At 63.0% G+C, this 16,746-nt stretch carries 16 protein-coding genes and 1 pseudogene; 6 read left to right on the top strand and 11 right to left on the bottom strand.

The annotated features are described in order from the left end of the window. Window positions 1-147: 147 nt before the first annotated feature. A complete protein-coding gene (locus tag CIW48_RS20895) occupies window positions 148-828 on the top strand; it encodes a response regulator transcription factor (protein ID WP_149312507.1) in 681 nt (226 codons plus the stop codon). Beyond that, window positions 815-2,200 carry a HAMP domain-containing sensor histidine kinase gene (locus CIW48_RS20890; protein ID WP_149312483.1) on the top strand — a complete coding sequence of 462 codons (1,386 nt, stop codon included), beginning with the start codon at window positions 815-817 and terminating at the stop codon, window positions 2,198-2,200. Before CIW48_RS20895 ends, CIW48_RS20890 begins: the two co-directional genes overlap by 14 nt. 85 nt (window positions 2,201-2,285) lie before the next feature. Here the strand turns inward: CIW48_RS20890 and CIW48_RS20885 are convergent, their stop codons facing one another. After that, on the bottom strand, window positions 2,286-2,582 hold the full coding sequence (locus CIW48_RS20885) for a hypothetical protein (RefSeq protein ID WP_149312482.1): 297 nt from the start codon (window positions 2,580-2,582) through the stop codon (window positions 2,286-2,288). Window positions 2,583-3,259: 677 nt separating this feature from the next. Then, a complete protein-coding gene (locus tag CIW48_RS20880) occupies window positions 3,260-4,864 on the bottom strand; it encodes a porin (protein WP_173009336.1) in 1,605 nt (534 codons plus the stop codon). Between the two features lie 484 nt (window positions 4,865-5,348). Here CIW48_RS20880 and CIW48_RS20875 point away from each other — a divergent pair, with 484 nt between their 5' ends. Further along, window positions 5,349-5,624, top strand: coding sequence for a hypothetical protein (locus CIW48_RS20875; RefSeq protein ID WP_149312481.1), 276 nt, complete (start codon window positions 5,349-5,351; stop codon window positions 5,622-5,624). A 74-nt stretch (window positions 5,625-5,698) separates the two neighbouring features. On the opposite strand, the pseudogene CIW48_RS20870 reads toward CIW48_RS20875, so the two are convergent. Next, window positions 5,699-5,791, bottom strand: a pseudogene (locus CIW48_RS20870) (IS5/IS1182 family transposase); the annotation flags it as partial. Between the two features lie 412 nt (window positions 5,792-6,203). Next, complete coding sequence (locus tag CIW48_RS20865; RefSeq protein WP_149312480.1) at window positions 6,204-6,935, bottom strand: SDR family oxidoreductase; 732 nt, start codon at window positions 6,933-6,935, stop codon at window positions 6,204-6,206. 82 nt (window positions 6,936-7,017) lie between these two features. On the opposite strand from CIW48_RS20865, the gene CIW48_RS20860 reads away from it, so the two are divergent. Beyond that, window positions 7,018-7,410, top strand: a complete 393-nt coding sequence (locus tag CIW48_RS20860; RefSeq protein ID WP_149312479.1) for a helix-turn-helix domain-containing protein — start codon at window positions 7,018-7,020, stop codon at window positions 7,408-7,410. A gap of 291 nt (window positions 7,411-7,701) precedes the next feature. On the opposite strand, the gene CIW48_RS20855 is transcribed toward CIW48_RS20860, so the two are convergent. The 5 genes from CIW48_RS20855 to CIW48_RS20835 all read right to left on the bottom strand — a co-directional run bounded on the left by CIW48_RS20855 (window position 7,702) and on the right by CIW48_RS20835 (window position 11,782). Next, the gene (locus CIW48_RS20855; RefSeq protein ID WP_149312478.1) at window positions 7,702-8,649 is read right to left on the bottom strand and encodes a PDR/VanB family oxidoreductase; all 948 of its coding nucleotides are present in this window, start codon (window positions 8,647-8,649) and stop codon (window positions 7,702-7,704) included. Between the two features lie 5 nt (window positions 8,650-8,654). After that, the gene (locus CIW48_RS20850) at window positions 8,655-9,212 is read right to left on the bottom strand and encodes an MOSC domain-containing protein (RefSeq protein WP_246695348.1); all 558 of its coding nucleotides are present in this window, start codon (window positions 9,210-9,212) and stop codon (window positions 8,655-8,657) included. Window positions 9,213-9,244: 32 nt separating this feature from the next. Next, complete coding sequence (locus CIW48_RS20845) at window positions 9,245-9,640, bottom strand: Rid family detoxifying hydrolase (protein ID WP_149312476.1); 396 nt, start codon at window positions 9,638-9,640, stop codon at window positions 9,245-9,247. A gap of 90 nt (window positions 9,641-9,730) precedes the next feature. Then, window positions 9,731-10,993, bottom strand: a complete 1,263-nt coding sequence (locus tag CIW48_RS20840; RefSeq protein WP_246695347.1) for an MFS transporter — start codon at window positions 10,991-10,993, stop codon at window positions 9,731-9,733. 177 nt (window positions 10,994-11,170) lie between these two features. Then, the gene (locus tag CIW48_RS20835) at window positions 11,171-11,782 is read right to left on the bottom strand and encodes an XRE family transcriptional regulator (protein WP_149312474.1); all 612 of its coding nucleotides are present in this window, start codon (window positions 11,780-11,782) and stop codon (window positions 11,171-11,173) included. Window positions 11,783-11,852: 70 nt separating this feature from the next. Here CIW48_RS20835 and CIW48_RS20830 point away from each other — a divergent pair, with 70 nt between their 5' ends. Together CIW48_RS20830 and CIW48_RS20825 are read left to right on the top strand one after the other, a co-directional pair. Beyond that, entirely contained in the window at window positions 11,853-12,506 is a 654-nt protein-coding gene (locus tag CIW48_RS20830) for a DJ-1/PfpI family protein (protein WP_149312473.1), read from the top strand. Window positions 12,507-13,367: 861 nt separating this feature from the next. Next, complete coding sequence (locus tag CIW48_RS20825; protein ID WP_149312472.1) at window positions 13,368-14,624, top strand: adenylate/guanylate cyclase domain-containing protein; 1,257 nt, start codon at window positions 13,368-13,370, stop codon at window positions 14,622-14,624. Between the two features lie 523 nt (window positions 14,625-15,147). Here CIW48_RS20825 and CIW48_RS20820 read toward each other — a convergent pair. Then, entirely contained in the window at window positions 15,148-15,876 is a 729-nt protein-coding gene (locus tag CIW48_RS20820) for an adenylate/guanylate cyclase domain-containing protein (protein WP_281407370.1), read from the bottom strand. After that, a complete protein-coding gene (locus tag CIW48_RS20815; RefSeq protein ID WP_149312470.1) occupies window positions 15,824-16,591 on the bottom strand; it encodes a hypothetical protein in 768 nt (255 codons plus the stop codon). The genes CIW48_RS20820 and CIW48_RS20815 overlap by 53 nt, the downstream gene beginning before the upstream one ends. Window positions 16,592-16,746 lie beyond the last annotated feature (155 nt).

Here is a 16,746-nt window from a genome sequence, read left to right as displayed (position 1 = left end):
GTAAGCTTTGCCGGTCCAATGACGCATTCCGCCAGCGCAGACCGACCATCATTTGACAGCGAACCCGGAGAGGATAATTCCGGCTCCCCTGCAGAACCGCAGGAGGCCAGGCCGAACAACCGAATACAAAATAAGAAGGAAAAAAGAATGCCCAGTGTATTGGTCGTCGAGGATGATCGCCGCGTTGCCGCCGAGATCGGTTCGGCCCTCGCGGAATACGGCTTCCAGGTCGACGAGGCGCCGAGCGGGACGACCGGTCTGCGCAAGGCGCTGGAGGGTAACTTCGACGTGATCGTCCTCGATCGCATGCTGCCCGAGATCGACGGCCTGTCGCTGCTCACCAAGCTGCGTGCCGCCAAGGTCTCAACGCCGGTGCTGATTCTCAGCGCTCTCTCGGCCGTCAACGAGCGCGTCGACGGCTTGCGCGCTGGCGGCGACGACTACCTCGCCAAGCCGTTCGAGTTCATCGAGCTGACCGCCCGCGTCGACGCGCTGGCCCGGCGCAAGATGGCCGCCGAGGCGGTTAACGAGCTTGTGGTCGGCGACCTGCGCCTCGATCTGATCGAGCGCGTGCTTCACTGCGCCGGCCGTGAAGTCGAACTGCTGCCCAAGGAGTTCGCGATCATCGAGTTCCTGATGCAGAACGCCGGCGTGCTGGTGAGCCGCAAGATGATCTTCGAGTCGGTCTGGGGCTACAGCTTCAATCACCAGTCGAGCGTCATCGACGTCCATATCGGTAAGATCCGCAAGAAGCTCGATCCTGACGGGCTGAACCCCCGGATCCACACGGTGCGCAACACGGGCTTCATCCTCCGTGCGTCTTCTTGAGGTTCGCCGCACCAGCGGCTTCCGGGTCGCGAGCCTGTTCTTCGCGACCTTCGGAGGCGCATCCCTCGCCCTTTGCGGCTTCCTGTACGTCGACACGCGCAGCTACGGCCGCAAGGCCGCCTTCGAATGGGTGGAGTGGGAGTCGAAGCACCTCCTGAACCTGCCGCCCCGGGCCCTGCGCGAGCGCATCGACGCGTCGGAGGATTTCGCGGAGGGCGGGCGCCCGCTCGTGCTGTTCGGACCGGATCATGCGCGCCGCGCCGGTGCCCCGATCCCTTACCCGGCGACGGCACCGGTCGGGCACCCCTTCGTCCTAACGCAGCAGACGGACCACGGGACGCGCACGCTGTTCAGCCAGCTCACGCAGCTGCCGAGCGGCGAGTATGTCTTGGTCAGCCGCTCGGCCAAGGATCTCCAGTCCCTCGAGAACGCCCTGGTCGAGACCTTCTCCTGGGGGATGGCGGCCACCATCGTCATCGGCCTGATCGGCGCCGTGGTGTTCGGTGTCGGGTCGCTCCGTCAGAACGACGCGATCACCTCGGCGGTGGTTCGCATCATGCGCGGTGACCTGAACGAACGGCTTCCGACGCGTGGTGTCTCGGCCGACCTCGCCCACCTCACCCGCGTCGTGAACGACATGCTCGACCAGCTCGAGCGGCTGATGCTGGAGATCAAGGGCGTCAACGAGAACATTGCCCACGACCTGCGGACGCCGCTCACCCGGGTCGTCGGGACGCTGGAGCGGTCCCTACGCAAGGCCGACAGCGTCGAGGCGTTCCGCGCCTGCAACGAGGACGTGCTCGCCGAAGTCAAGTCGATCGTCATCCGGTTCTCGGCGTTGCTGCGCATCTCCGAGATGGAGGATCGCCTGCGCCGATCTGGCTTCACGCATGTCGACCTGAGCCGCCTGCTCGAGGATGCCGTGGAGTATTACGAGCCGCTCGCGGCCGAACGGGATATCCAGCTCCGGTGGGAGCGGCCTGACGGCCCCTTCGAGGTGGGGGGTGACCGCAGCCTGATCTTCGAGGCCGTGAGCAACTTGATCGACAACGCCCTGAAATTTACCTCATCCGGAGGGTGGGTCGAAGTCGCGCTCCTGCAGAACCCCACCGCCATCCGTGTCACCGATAACGGCTGTGGCATCCCTGCCGAGGAGCTGACCGCCGTCCGAGCCCGGTACCGCCGTGGCGCGTCCAGGACCGACAAGAGTGGGTTCGGGATCGGACTGAGCTTGGTCGATTCGATCGCGCGGCTGCACAGCGCGGTCTTCGACATCGCCAGCGACGGGACCGGCTGTTGCGTCACTCTGCTCTGGCCCCATCAGGGCTACGGATCTACCGTTCTTGGCGCTGCCCCGATCGAAGCCGTCTGAGGCCCGCGCCATCCCTGCTCGGCGCCGTACGGGGGGCTGGCGTCGCCTGCCGCAGCAGCGACAGGCGACGCGCCGACCGGACCGGTCAGTAAGACGGCGCGCTGCGTTGGCGCGTGCGGGTATTCAGGCGGCTCCACTGCCGGTTCGACGGAACGGATCCGGTGTAGGCGGGCTGCTGCGGCGTGGATGCGCTGTAGCCGGTCGCACCCTCCCACATGCCTCCCGCCTTATCGTTTCCCTCGGCGTAAGACCACGCGTCGAGACCACTGCCGTTCGTCCGGATGATCAGGCTGGGATCGATCTGCGCGCTGGATTCGTGGGCGAAGGCGGAGCCCGAGATCAGCATGACGCCGAACGAGCAAGCCAGGACAAGAGTTTTCATGACCCGATCTCTTATTCAAGCAGTCGCATATCAGCGACGGGAGTACACAGTGTGACGGAGCCGATTGAAATTCTATGTTTTCTTGCGGAATAATTATTTCAGTATTTGAAGTAATTTGGATTTATAAATTATATTTCAGGCAGATATTCTTGCGGTTGCCGCAGGAAAGCTTGACGCTCTCATCGCTGCCCGATCAGGTCCGGATCCGGCTGCTCTGCCATGAACGTTCCGCTATGCGGTCATGCCTGAAGGGCCGCCGGAGCGGTGACGATTCGCGAGGCACCGCGAAGCCGGGATGTGTCCGGCGCGGCAGGGCCACAGCGTAGGCGTTCCGGCGACCGCGGTGAGACTCCTGAAACCGAAGCTGCGACACGAAAATGCCGACCGGTTTCCCGGTCGGCGAAGTCGTTGGGTCTGAAGCTTTGGGTTCGGTTCGACCTGCTCCGGTACCTGAGCCCGTCGAATTCGAAACCGCAGCAAACGCCCGCTCAGCGGCGACGAGCGCCTCCAAGGAGCTGACTTACTTGTACATCACTCAGGGGCGTGGGCAATGAAAATAGATTTTAAATGGTAAATTGTAAGTAATACTTGTTATTGAAACCGAAAAATGTAAGAGCTCAGCCTTTCAGCTGAGCTCCATGCAATCGATCGGGTGACAGGGCGTGAAGAGAATGCGCCTAGAAATCCCGCTGCACGCGGAACCGGAATTGCGCCGCGTCCTGCGCATTCACGTAGCGCAGCGAATTCTTTGATATATCTGGTGTGACACCGCTGTTGAGGGCGGTGCGAATGTACTCGCCCTCGACGCCGATATCGAGATCCTTCACCGGGGTCCAGATCAGGCTCGCGCCGGTGACGACCTGGTTGTTGCCGCGCAGCACCGGGCTCGTCGCGAAGGCGAAGGCGAGGGCGTTGGCGGCGCTGGCGCCGGCCGGCGCGAAGCCGAAGCCCAGGAGCCCGAGGGCGTTACGGCCCTTCGTGTTGTAGTTGATTTCCGCATAGCTCCCAAAGAACGCGGAGCGCCAGGCGGGCCCCCAGTAATGGAGCAGCGAAGCGACGGCCGAGAAGGTGGTCGACAGTTCGAGCCGACCCGTCGCCGGGTTGAGCACGGCATCCGCGTAATATTGCTGGAACGAGCCGCCCCCGACCGGAGCCGCTGCGAGGGCATCGTACGGAGCCGTATAGTTCGAGATGCCGGTATAGCTCAGAGCGCCCTGACCGTACGCACCCTGGAGGTAGAGGGTATCCCCCATGGCGATGAACGGCAGGTTGACCTTCAGCCCGCCCTGCACCGCCCAGCCATAGGCACTCGAGGCGCGTCCGGTGGGCGAGATGCCGAGTCCGGGCGTTGCCGTCGACACGCCTGCCACGCTGCTGGACGCGTCCCCGACGTTGATCTCGTGAACGGCCGCGGACAGCTGCGCGGAGCCCCACGCCTGATCGATGCGCGCGACGCCGATGAAATCCGGCAGCCGCGATTTCTGCGTGACGTCCACGAAGGCGACGTTGCCTGGCCCGACCACGATGGGGGCGAGGTATGTGGCGGGGGTGAATGGGTTGAACCCGTTGCTGTATCCGGCGAAGCCGCCGGCGGCCGTGAATGCGCCGACTGCGCCGCCGCTCCCGAAGACCGGGAAGCGCCGGTAGACCGGATCTTCCATGGAGGCGCTCAGGGTGACGCCGTTGCCGAGCGAGGCCGTGTAGGCCAGCAGGTTCGTGCTGAACGTATCCGAACCGGCTGTGCCGCCGATCAGTTCGAAGTCGTGGGCGTAGAAATCGAAGAACGAGGCTGCCCGGCCGGCCGTCAGCCCGGCGAACTGGATGAAGGCCTTGTCGGCGTTGACGTAGGTCTGCGTGCGGTTGAAGGCGTCGGCGCCCAGGCCCGGAAAGGCCAAGCCCTCCCGCTGGCGGGATCCGGAGGTGAGGAAGGGACCGCTGCGATCGGCGAGGTCGAGACGCAGGAAAGCGCGGAGTGTCCCGTAATCGGTCTGCGTGCGGGCATCGAGGTTGAGGCGCAGCAGCCCGAGATAGCCCGTCAAGTCGCCGCCGGTTGCGGTGCGGACCTTACTGGTCTGATACAGGAAATCGTACCGCGCGCGGCCTGAAATGCGGATGCAGGTATCGCCGCCAGGAATATAGAAAAAGCCGGCGCCATAAGCGTTACACACACGGACATACTCAATCGGCGCGGCCTTCGTGGTTGGAAGGTCGGCAGCCTCTGCGGCGACGCCCGAAACCACCACAGCCGAACTGCACAACAAGAGCGTCTTGAGATCAGTCATAATGTCCCCACATGCGACGTCGCGAGCACATGCGTGCAAGCGTCAACCCAAAGCTCCGCGTTCAGGCCACGGAATGCTTCCGTATCCGGCGGTCTGTCGCAGTATTTTAGAAGTTTGGCCGATCACGAGATCGGCAGCTTGACCGTATCGTAGTAATGTATATTTGACAAATAAAATACGATTTGATTTGAAAATTGATATTAGATATATAAACTGGAATTTGGATTTCAAATCGGTCTATCAGCGATGACGCCGTCCTTCTCAAGAGAAGGCGGCAAGGGGCGCATGTCAGAGCCCGCTGCGGGTGGCGGCCCGACATCCTTCCTTCGCGATCCATCCAGAAGAGTTTCAATTCTTGAAATATTATACTTTCTCTACAATCGTGTTTCGAAGCCAAGATTGAATTTTAATTTACAAATATCAAACCGGGATGGTTTTCAAAGTTCATTGAGGGTATGAAGCCGGCTCTTGCCGGGAGCTTAATATGCGTGAACTGGATCTCTGGATTGCCGGCGCATTCGTGATCATCCTAGCTTGGTCCTTATTCGGCCTGCTCGCGTTCTCGCATTCCTACGTAATGTTCCTGCCGCTGGCAGAGTCGCTGAAGTACGACGACGCGGGCAATACTCTGATCGGTGCGGCCTTGATCGCCGTCAGCTCCGCCTTTGCGGCAGCCGTCCTCATTCGGACCGTTTGGGCGATCCGGACATGGCTGGTCAGGGTTCTGCGCGTCGCCGGCGCAGCGACTCCGCCGGCGTGAGGCTGCGCCATTCGGGAGCCACGACACGTGCACGGAGTGGTGAGCCGCATTCCTGCACACGGGTTTGGACTCGATCAGCACCAGAAGGCGATGACGGTGGCCAGCGCGAGGGCCGAGGCGTAGTTTCGGGCGAGCTTGCCGTAGCAGGTGGCGATGCGGCGGAAGTCCAGACCCAGAACAAGTCTGTCATCGCCACCTCCAGGCCGCAAAACGGTTGCCTGAATAACAAAACGACAAACCCTGTAACAGCTTGGCTCAGTTCACACCCCAGGCCGAGGCCGGCGCCATCGAGCTGCGACGCGGCGCGGCCGCCGCGACCGCTCCAGCTTAGCCTCTGCGGGCAGGCGGTATGCCGGCATCCGGTTCTGAGATGGCCATACGTTGAGGGCTGCGCCCGTCGGGGCGGCAAATATCGGTCCGCTGTTCCGGCTGGCTTCTCCAAAGCGGAAGTGCCGCTTGCGGCCAGGACCTGCCGCCACGCGTCGCTCGCGCGAACATTTCAGATGGGTGGTTTTCAGACGATCCGCTTCGGAGATGCAAACAGGCCGAAGCGGACACGCTGAAACCGTGCTCGAGGAGCTAGACTTGTCGCATCCCGCCATCGACGCACAGTTCGGCTCCCGCGACAAAGCTCGCCTCGTCGCTCAGCAGGAACAGCGTGGCCGCCGCCACTTCCTCCGGACGCGCCATGCGGCCGAGCGGGATCGGCGCGATCAGCGCGGCCCGCGCCTCCTCCGGCACGCGCGCCATCATGGCCGTGTCGGTTGGGCCGGGGGCCACCACGTTCACGCGGATGCCCTGCGGGGCAAGTTCCGCGGTCCATGTGCGCGCGTAGGAACGTAGCGCCGCCTTCGTCGCGCAATAGGTCCCGTAGGGCGTGATGCCCGCGGCGTCGGCGATCGACCCCATCAGCACGACGGACGCACCCCGCCCCATCGCGCCCAGAGCCGCCTGCAGCCCAAAGAGGGCACCACGGACGTTGACCGCAAAGTGCCGGTCGAAATGCTCGGGCGTCCCGTCGCGCAGGGTCGCCGGTTCTGAGATGCCCGCGTTGAGAACCAGCGCGTCGATCCGGCCATGCGCCTCCCGCACCGTCGCCACGACGCGGCGCAAATCCTCCTGTCGGGCGGCGTCCGCGACCAGACCCCGCGCACCTTTCCCGATCCTCGCGGCAGCTGCCTCGACCTCGTCGGCTCGCCGTCCGGTGAGGACGACTGACGCGCCCTCAATCGCCAGCCGCTCGGCGACCGCCAGGCCGATGCCCTTCGCCCCACCGACCACGAGAGCCACCTTGTCCATCATGCGAGCCATCAGCGCATCCCTTCATCCGCGATGGCTCAGGAGATACAGATCGTATATCTGCTATCAAGAACGCACTTAGGTTAGCCTAGATATGGTCGATGATACCGATCTCGATGCCGCGTCCGAGTGCGCGCTCGCCAACATGGCGCGGGTCCGCCCGGTGTTGGACAAGATCGCCGACAAGTGGACGATCCTGATCCTCACGGTGCTCTGCCCGCGACCGGCACGGTTCAACGCGATCAAGCGGCGGCTCGATGGTATCACGCACAAGGCGCTGGCGGACGCGTTGAAGAGGCTGGAGCGCAACGGTCTGGTGACTCGGACAGTGCTGCCGACCGCACCGATCGGCGTCGAGTATGCGATCACCCCGCTTGGCCATTCGCTACGCCAGCCCTTCGAGGCGCTCTGCGCGTGGGCCCTCGACAACGGTGCGGCGATTGACGCGGCCAACCACGAGCATGACAGCACCAAAACTAGGCCGTGAGAGCGCGCCTGCCTCCGGCTCGCCAGATCTTGAACTGCTGTGTCTAATCGGGGTCGGTAGGAGGCCGTCCGCTTTTGCGGATGTCCTGCTCCGAAACAGACCGGCTGCTTTCGGCCAGCTTCGGTCGATAGCTTCGCGACCATAGGGCGCTGGCCTCCATGTCGCGCGTGAAGGCCAAGCGGTCCTCGCTCATTGCCGTCGCGAGGTTGTCGTGAATGTTCCCCTGACTGGCTCCTGGAACGAGAGGCAAACACCTTCCTCTTCGTGACGGGTGGAAGCCGGCGCGGCGCTTCAGAGATCCAGTGTGACGCCGACACGAGCTCGGGACACACAAGGGGTCATCCGGTCCTGACGGCTCGCCACCGGCAGGACGACGTCGCGGTGGATGACCACGCCGTCCCGGTAACCGCAGGTGCAGGTCCCGCATACGCCGAGCTCGCACGAGGAGGCGGTGGCAAACCCGTGATCGCGCAGCACCTGGAGCAGCGAGCGGTCGGCCGGCACATGCAGCACCGCGCCGGTCGAAGCGATGCGCGCGTCGAACGGTTCCGGCTTGAAGTTCTCGTCGAGGGTGGCCTGGAACACCTCACTGTGGACCTGTGCCTCTGGCCAGCACGCCGCACTCAAGGAGTCCCGCACGGCGTCGAGCAGGCGCTGTGGCCCGCAGGCGTAGACGTGGGCCCCGTCCCGGGGCGGCCCGATCTCGGCCGGATCGAAGCGGCGGCCATTCGACGAGAACCATTCGCGCAGGCGCCCGCCACAAACGGCGCGGAGTTCGTCGAGGAGCGGGGCTTGCTCGGCCGAAGGCGCGCAATCGTGGAGGACGAAGCCCGCTCCCTGCGCCGCCAGTCGGCGCGCCATCGCGACGAAGGGCGTCACACCGATGCCGCCGCCGATCAGAATGTGCTCGCGGGCCGATTCCACGAGGGGAAAGTTGTTGCGCGGCGCCGAGACGTGGGCGACAGCGCCAAGCCGGAGGTTCGCGTGCGCCCAGGACGAGCCACCCCGGCCCGCGTTCTCGTGTTTGACCGCGATCTCGTAGCCCGAGCGGTCTGCCGGGTCTCCGCAGAGTGAGTACTGCCGCACGCGGCCATCCGGGAGCCGCAGGTCGACATGGGCACCCGGATCCCAGGCCGGAAGCTCCGGGCGCTGCGGGTGGATCAGGCGGAGATGCAGCACTGCAGGCGTCGTCAGCCGTGCCGACGCCACCTTGAGCTTCATGATGATGCGCGCGGTCATGGCGTTCAGTCCGCGGCCCCGTCGAGAAGGCTGATCCCGTCGCCGGGGCGGATCACGCCGCCGCGTTCGATGCTGCAATTCAGCCCCGAACGATTGTAGAGCGGTAGGTAGACGGGTAACCCGAGCAACTCCTCCAGGTACTTGCAGGGGAAGTTCAGCCGCCCGCCGCGCAGGATCACATCCCCGACGCGGAAGCGGCGGCCGACGAGGTGGTTCAGCGGCACGCCCCGGACTGTGAGGTTGCGGCGGTGGTCAATCGGGAACAGAGTGATCGGCCCACCCTGCAGCGGGGGATCGTTGCGAGCGAGGGCGTCCAAGGCCTCCTGCTCAATCAGCGTCACCTCACGCACGTCGGGCTTCGGCGAGTATGTGCCGGTTCCCGAGAAGTAGCGATCGCCTACGATGCCGCGGCCGGCGACGCAGGTCGCCTCCTGCAACTCCTCCATCTCGTAGCTCGCCGTGGGTGCGATGTGGATGTGGAGCAACGTGCCGCTCCAGGCGGTGGCACCACCGGGAATCGGGAGAGCCGCAGATCCGGCAGGATGCGCGAATGCGTCGATCATGGCAGGGCCTGCGTCGCGGGTCGCATCCGCGCTCATGCCGAGGCGCCTGTCGCGAGGGCGATCGCCTCGATCTCGACGAGGACGTCGCGCGGAAGGCGCGCGACCTCGACGGTTGAGCGGGCCGGAGGCGCCTCGGGGAAGTGCTCGGCATAAACGCCGTTCATCGCGGCAAAATCGTCCATATTTTTCAAGAATACGGTCGTCTTAGCGATTGTGGCGAGACTTGCGCCACCCGCGGCCAACACCGCAGCGAGGTTGGCGAGCGATTGCCGGGTCTGGGCCTCGACGCCGTCGGGAATGGCGCCGGTCGCCGGATCAATCGGGAGCTGGCCAGAGGCGAAGACCAGATCGCCCACGCGCGTGCCCTGCGCATAAGGTCCGACGGCCTTGGCCGCTCCCTCGGTGCTGAGTACCGTCCTGTCCGTCATTATGTCCTCGCTCGACGCTTAGGTGTTCGCCACGCACAGTGGATGAATTTCCATCACAATGGAATGTCGCTGGGCGGCAGCGCGGCCTTTTCAGCTTCGTGCGATGTCGAGATGCCGTGTCTCTGCCGCGACCATCGTGGCGACGAAGCTCACGACCGCGAGGGCGATCAGGTACAGCGCGATCGGCCAAGTCGCGCCCGCCCAGGCGAGGAGCCCGGTGGCGATGATTGGTGCGAAGCCGCCTGAGATTGCCGCCGCGACCTGGCAGCCCAGCGAAGCGCCGCTGTAGCGGGTGCGCGTCCCGAATAGCTCCGGCATGAACGCGGCCTGCGGGCCGAACATCATCGCGTGGGTCAGGCTCATGATCACCGCGATGGTCACGACTACAATCGTCGGGTCGCGGGTGTCGAGCAGGCCGAAGAGGACGAGCGCGCAGGCGGCGCTGACAGCCGAGCCCGCGAAGTACATCGGTCGGCGTCCGATCTTATCCGAGAGCCAGCCGAACAGCGGCATGGTGACGAGTTCGAGGGCGGCCGCGAGCAGGATCGCGTTGAGGATCAGGGAGCGGGGCAGATCAAGGGTCTTGGTCGCGTACACGATCGAGAACACTGTCAGGATGTAGACCCAGGCGACCTCCGAGACCTTGAGGCCGACCGCGATCAGGAAGGTGCGCGGCTGCTTCGTGATCACGTCGAGGAGGGGCATATGCGCGACCGCGGCTTCCTCCTTGATCCGGGCGAAGGCAGGCGTTTCGACGAGCCGCAGGCGCACGAACAGGCCGATGCCGATCAGGAGCGCGCTCGCCAGGAACGGCAGACGCCAGCCCCAGGAGAGGAAATCGGCCTCCGGCAGGCTCGTCAGCCAGAGGAAGGTCGCGGTCGAGGCCGCGATGCCGAGAGGGAAGCCGACCTGCACGAGGCTGCCGTAGAGCCCGCGTCTGTGCTCGGGCGCGTGCTCGATCACCATCAGGACCGCGCCACCCCACTCGCCGCCGATGCCAATGCCCTGCAGCAACCGGAGGGCCACGAGGAGAGCTGGCGCCCACAGGCCGATCTGCGCATATGTTGGCAGGCAGCCGATCAGGAAGGTGCCGACGCCCATGATCAGCATGGTGAGGGTCAGCATCCCCTTTCGGCCGAGTCGGTCGCCGTAATGACCGAAGATCGCGCCGCCGAGCGGGCGCGCCACGAACCCGACCGCGTAGGAAGCGAACGCCGCCAACGTGCCGGCGACGGGGTCGAGGCCCGGGAAGAACAGCTTGTTGAACACGAGGGCGGCAGCCGTGCCGTAGATCAGGAAATCGTACCACTCGATGATGGTGCCGAGCATGCTGGCCAGGATGATCTGACGCATCTGCCGGTCATCGGCGGGCGTGGCTTCAAGGTTCAACGCAGCGATAGCAGGGATGCTGGTCATGACAGGCCCGCCTCTCTCATCTGAGTGGAATGAATTCCACTATCGGGGAGGCAATCGGTGTGCCATGTTGGATTGCGCGCGTGGCGGAGGCGCGGCGCGGTCTGGAGCCCGGCGTCAGCGCAGGCGGGACGCGTCGATGACTAGGAAGTACTCACAGGGTCCAGAACCGATATTGCTGAAAGCGTGCCCGGCATCGGCCTCGAAATACAGGCTGTCACCCTGGTTTGCGACCAGAACGCGATCACCGATGACCGCCTGCAGCCTGCCCTTGAGGACGTAGATGTACTCGGACACGCCCCGGCGATGCGCCACGAACTCGCCCGTGCTCGCGTTTGGCGGCAGTGTGTTGAGCACCCAGTCGATACCGCGCCCTGGCAGGACCGGCGACAGGCAGCGGCGCAGGAAGCCGGAGGCTTCGTCGCGCAGCACGGGCTGGCGCGCGGCTGGGATCAGCAGGATCTCGCGCTCGGCCTCCGATGCCATCAGGCGTGAGAAGGTGACCCCCAGGGCCTCGGCGAGGCGCGAGAGCACGGCCGTCGAGGGCACGGCCTCGCCCCGCTCGATCTTGGAGATCATCGAGCGGCTGACGCCGGACAGGGTCGCGAGCGCCTCTAGGGACAAATCGCGTTGCTTGCGATGGAGGCGCACCTCGTCTGCCACAATCGCGAGTTGCGAACGCGCCTCGTTCTCGATCTGCTCCCGCCGCACCGTCGTTCGAAGGGTCATTCCGTCCTGTCCACCCTGAAGGTCTAGGGTCCTGCGACAAGACCCTTCCGACGATCAAGAGGAGAATACCATGCGAGATCGGGATGCACCGGCGCGCATCGGCATCATCGTTTATCCGGGCATCGAGCCCATCGATCTGGGAGGAACCGTCGGCGTCCTTTCCATGGCCCGGCGCATCCTGCCAAACCTCGCCGACGCCGTGATCGCAGTCGAGGCAGGACCGGTCCACATGGCGGGCGGCTTGACCGTCGCGGTACCCTTCGGGGTGGACAATGTCCCGGACTGCGACGTGTTCATCGTCTGCGGTGGTCCGGGTTGGCCTCAGGCGTCGGAAGATGCTCGGCTTCTGACCTTCCTGCGGGGTCGACGTCCCGAGACGTTGGCCTCCGTCTGCACCGGAGCCCTGATCCTTGCGGCGGCGGGCAGCCTTGATGGGCGCAGCGCTACGACTCGGCGCGTGGCGGCCGGTACCGAGGCAGTCGCACCCCTTGACCTGCTGTTCGCGAGAGCCGCAGGCGTAACCACCCGGGTTGCGGCAATTGTCGATGACGTGGTGGTCACCGGAGGCGGTGTCTCGCTCGCCATCGACACCACCCTGTACCTGATCGGGAAGCTTTACGGCCTGGATGCCTGCCAAGCCGTGGCGCGGTTGATCGAATACGACCGGGCGCTTGCGGCGAATGCCGACGCTCTGGGCATCGTCGCGGCCTGTTCCGAGTTGTGATGGGAGGCCGAAGAACAAGCTGGCAACCTCCAGGCCGGCTCAACGAAGTCGCCAATGTGCCATTGGGCTAATCCCGGTGCTCGGGCCCAGCCTTTCATACGGCCCAGCCGCCGCCTCGATGCGCCCTCCCTGGGCATGCTTCAGTGCTGAAACGATTGCTTGGGGCAGCGCGCGCGATCCCCGAAACGGCAACGTTCGCTCGGGAGAAAGCCGTCCGCTTTCCCAACAACTCTCCGGCGTAGCGCACTGACGGCTTTCGGCCATTTACGGTCCGGCGTCGGCCGCCTCGAAGCGGCTGGATTGGGTGGTTTCCGCCTGTCCGCTTCCGGGCGGCGAAGCACGGAAGCCGACATCATCTCAGTGCCTGCTCGCGGCCCTTCTCGGACCTTCGAAAGGTCCGCTTGCTGGACGTCTGAGCGGCCCTGATCGACCGAGCAAGGCCGGTAGCGGTCCGGCCGCTGCATGCATCTGAAACTAAGAAGCAGACTGCCCCTAGCATTTTGAAGGTAACGATCTCCCGGATGGTGATTCGCGAGCGCGGCTAAGCACGTGCAGGCTTGTCCTTGGTCAGGTGAAGCGACTACGCCCCGCCCGGCCGACTCGAATGTCGTGCCGTAATCAGGCCCGATTGTGATGCTGCCCGACTGCACCATGGCTCCAAGATGGAGAACACGAAAGCGCGATAGCAGGTAAACTACTCTCGCTATACAGGACCCACGACGTACCGATATATGCATGACAGGCTCGCGAATGCGTGCAGACGCAAAACCGGAGCGCTGCCCGGTAGAAAATTGTCGGTGTAGTGTCTCAATAGTGTTGATAATGATCTGGAGTATCGTCAAAATGATAGGATATCGCTAAATGATGGAACGTACAATGTTCCCATCATTTCCTGCTGATTTGGAGGCAGAATTTCAGTCTCATTATGCCAAAATGTATTCGAACGCGTCAAGATCGGCCTTGGCGCTAGGATCGTCAATCTATTTATCGTTTGCGATTTGGGACTACATCACGGCTCCAGAGATTGTAGTGCTTTCTTTGTCAGTCCGATTTTCGGTGACTGCCTTTTTATTGATATCCATGACGCTCTTCGGCGGTGGGCGGCTGCCCCAATTGATCCTTGCTTTAGACGTATTTCTTGCTGGAGCCAGCGTCGTCTTCATAATCTCGAACATGCCGAATGGTCTTACTGTGGGGCTGAGCGGTATTGTATTGTGTCTGATGTTCAATTTCGGCTTCTTCCGATTGCTCTTCATGCCCTCGCTATTTGGGGGACTAAGCCTGATGCTGGCCTACAATGCGGCCGTGTTGGCATCTGGCCTGCGCGTAGATCTAGCAGTGGCGAACAATTTCTTTGTCATTTCGGCTATTACGGCAGGATCTATAGTCACGTTCCGCTACGAAAGTCTGCAACGCACGAGATTTCTCCAAGACAAGGAGATCGAGAGCGAGCGTGCGCGATCGGAGGCATTGATCGACAACATGCTACCTCGCCATATTGCTGCTCGCCTGAAACAAGGTGATCAAGTGATCGCCGAGTCGCACGGTGAGGCTCATGTATTATTTGCTGATTTGGTAGGTTTTACCACTTTGACAAAGCAGTTATCGCCTCACCACTTAGTCGAAGTTCTGAATGAAATATTCTCTATTGCCGACGGATTGACAGAGATCCACGGTGTCGAGAAGGTTAAAACCATTGGGGATGGCTACATGGTTGTCTCTGGAATTGATGGTGAAGCACGGAGCGCGGCCGAATCAATGGCCGATTTTGCACTGGATCTAGTTTCGGAGGTGGAAAGCTTTGCTCAGCGGAGCGGGTACCCAGTAGCAGTCAGAGTAGGAATAGCTACAGGCCAGCTTATCAGCGGCGTTATTGGACTCCGAAAGCTCTCGTTTGACTTATGGGGGGATACCGTGAACCTCGCCAGCAGAATGGAACACAGTTCTGAGCAAGGTCAAATTCAGGTTACGGAGACAACTTATTGGCGCTTGAAGGACAATTATCAGTTCGAGGAACGTGGTAAAATATTTCTTAAAGGATTCGGTGAACTGAACGCATACGTACTAATTCGACGACAAGTGTTTATGCACCGGAGCGAGAATCAAATGCCCTCTTAGAACTTGGACGCGCCCCTGCTTCCTGTGAGGGCGGTGGCTTTTGTTGCCCTGTAATCCATCTATTATAAAATCCATAAGATTGGAACTGGGCCGTAGATCTGCATTGATTGGGTTGATGGAGGCCATCTTATATATAAATCTGCCGACATGGATGCACTTATGCGGTTCTGCCGGGGCCCTTGGTCGGGGTAGGCTCATCGGCCAAAGAAGCTATTGGCTTGCGAGCGTTGGTTCGGTGACGGCTCGCCACCCCGAGCAGACGTTGCCGGACGGCCGGCGAAGGGCCGCTATAGGGAAGTGCCGACGGCGGCGCAAACGGCCGGGTTGGGTCGGTAGGAGGCCGTCCGCTTTTCCAGCCGACCACCTCCGAATCGGACCAGCCGCTTTCGGCCAGACTACGTCACGCCGGATCGCCATCGCACGCAGGACCAGACATTCGATTTGGCGCCCAATCCGCTCATCTGAGGCGCATACGAGCCTCCCCGAAAGCAGACATGCCCGCTCCGGTCTGCTTGCAGTCTCCCTAGGTTTGAGCTGTGGCTGCGGATCTGGCCTGAGAAAGCGGTGATCGGGCCTTGCAACCGTGCTCGCCCAGGATCCAGACTTCCGTTGCTTGCGTTCTACCCCGGACGACTACGGCAGGATGCCGGCGCATGCCTGTAATGGTATGCTCGCCGACCTCAGCGCGAACCTGTTCGATCAGGGCATGACTGCTCACGAGCGACGTCTGGAGATTGCGGCTTAGCGCTTCGAGGCGGCTCGCAGTGTTCACCGTGTCGCCGAGCACCGCGTATTCGAGCCGTCGCTCGTGTCCGATGGTGCCCAGTACAACCGGCCCAAAATGCAGACCGATTCCGATCTGTAGAGCCGGTTCACCGTGCGCACGACGCTCGATATTCCACGCGTCAAGACAAGTCAGCATCTTGCGAGCACAGGCAAGCGCGTTGGCGGCATCGCGAGGACCCGGCTTCGGAGTCCCGAAGGTAGCCATAACGCTATCGCCCACAAATTTGTCGAGTGTTCCTCCAGTCTCGAAGACGCAGTCAGCCATACGCTCGTGGAAGCCGCGCAGCATCGCCATGACATCTTTCGGCGAACATCCCTCGCACAGGCTCGTGAATCCGATCACGTCGGCGAAGAGGATCGCGGCGTCTTGGACCCGAGCAGGCCCGAATGGCTCGTCGAGCTCAGCGAGTTCGTCAACGAGGTTCGCGGAGACGTGGCGTAAGGTTATCGCGGGCGCGCTCGACACAAGCCTGGGCGGCGACCAATTGCTGCGTGCGGTGCACGACAATCGAGAGGATCCCGGTAATCAGACAGCCTATGAACACGCTCGTCGCCCAGGCGGCGGCATCGACGAAGGCGGGATCGAGGTAGCGCGTTAGAGCCGCGGCGGCCGCGCCGGGTAACCCAAAGCCGAGCTGGGTTTCTGGCTGGAGCGCCACGATGGCGATTCCGACACTCCAGGTCGCGACGATGATCAGCCCTGTGCCGAGCACGAGCCGTGGCGACAGCGTGAACGTGGACCAAGCAATCAACATCAGAAAGAACGGAAAGGCAGGCGGCCGCAATTTCATCTGTACTGGCCAGGGTGGTGGATCGAGCGGGTTTGGGACAAGCAGGGTGATAGTTAGCAAGGCGGCGTTCGCCAGGACGAAGCCAAGGACCATGAACGAGGGCAGAGGCCGGTGTGAAAGTCGCCACCAGCCGAGCGCCAATGCAACGAAGGCGGCCGCGAGACCGAAGTAGAACACAGCGCCCGGCCAGGGATGGACCACGGCGCACCAGATCGCGATGATGACGTAGGCCAGCGTGAGCGCATGCGCGCCAAGCAGGCCGCTGCGCCGGCGCTCCTCGGCGAGCGCCGCCGCAACGCGCCGACCCAGTGCGCCCGGGTCGGGATTTCGAGCCCAGAACTTGCCGCGTGGCGGTGACCTTATCGGTCGGCTACCAATTCTCAATTCCATGCTGCTTACCAGGTTGCCGTCCGAGACAGTCCTTGGCCCGGCGCACACAACAGGGACGAGACGTCGGGCTCGCCTGTGACATCCAACGATGATGATGTGACACGGCGGTTCCTAAGCCGGAGGAGTCGAGTTGACCGCATCCGGCCTGACGGACG

Origin of the sequence: Methylobacterium sp. P1-11 (assembly GCF_008329595.1) — a bacterium.
Classification (GTDB): Bacteria; Pseudomonadota; Alphaproteobacteria; order Rhizobiales; family Beijerinckiaceae; genus Methylobacterium.
The sequence above is the reverse complement of the archived record's forward strand: the minus strand, read 5'-3'. Positions and strand labels throughout refer to the sequence as shown.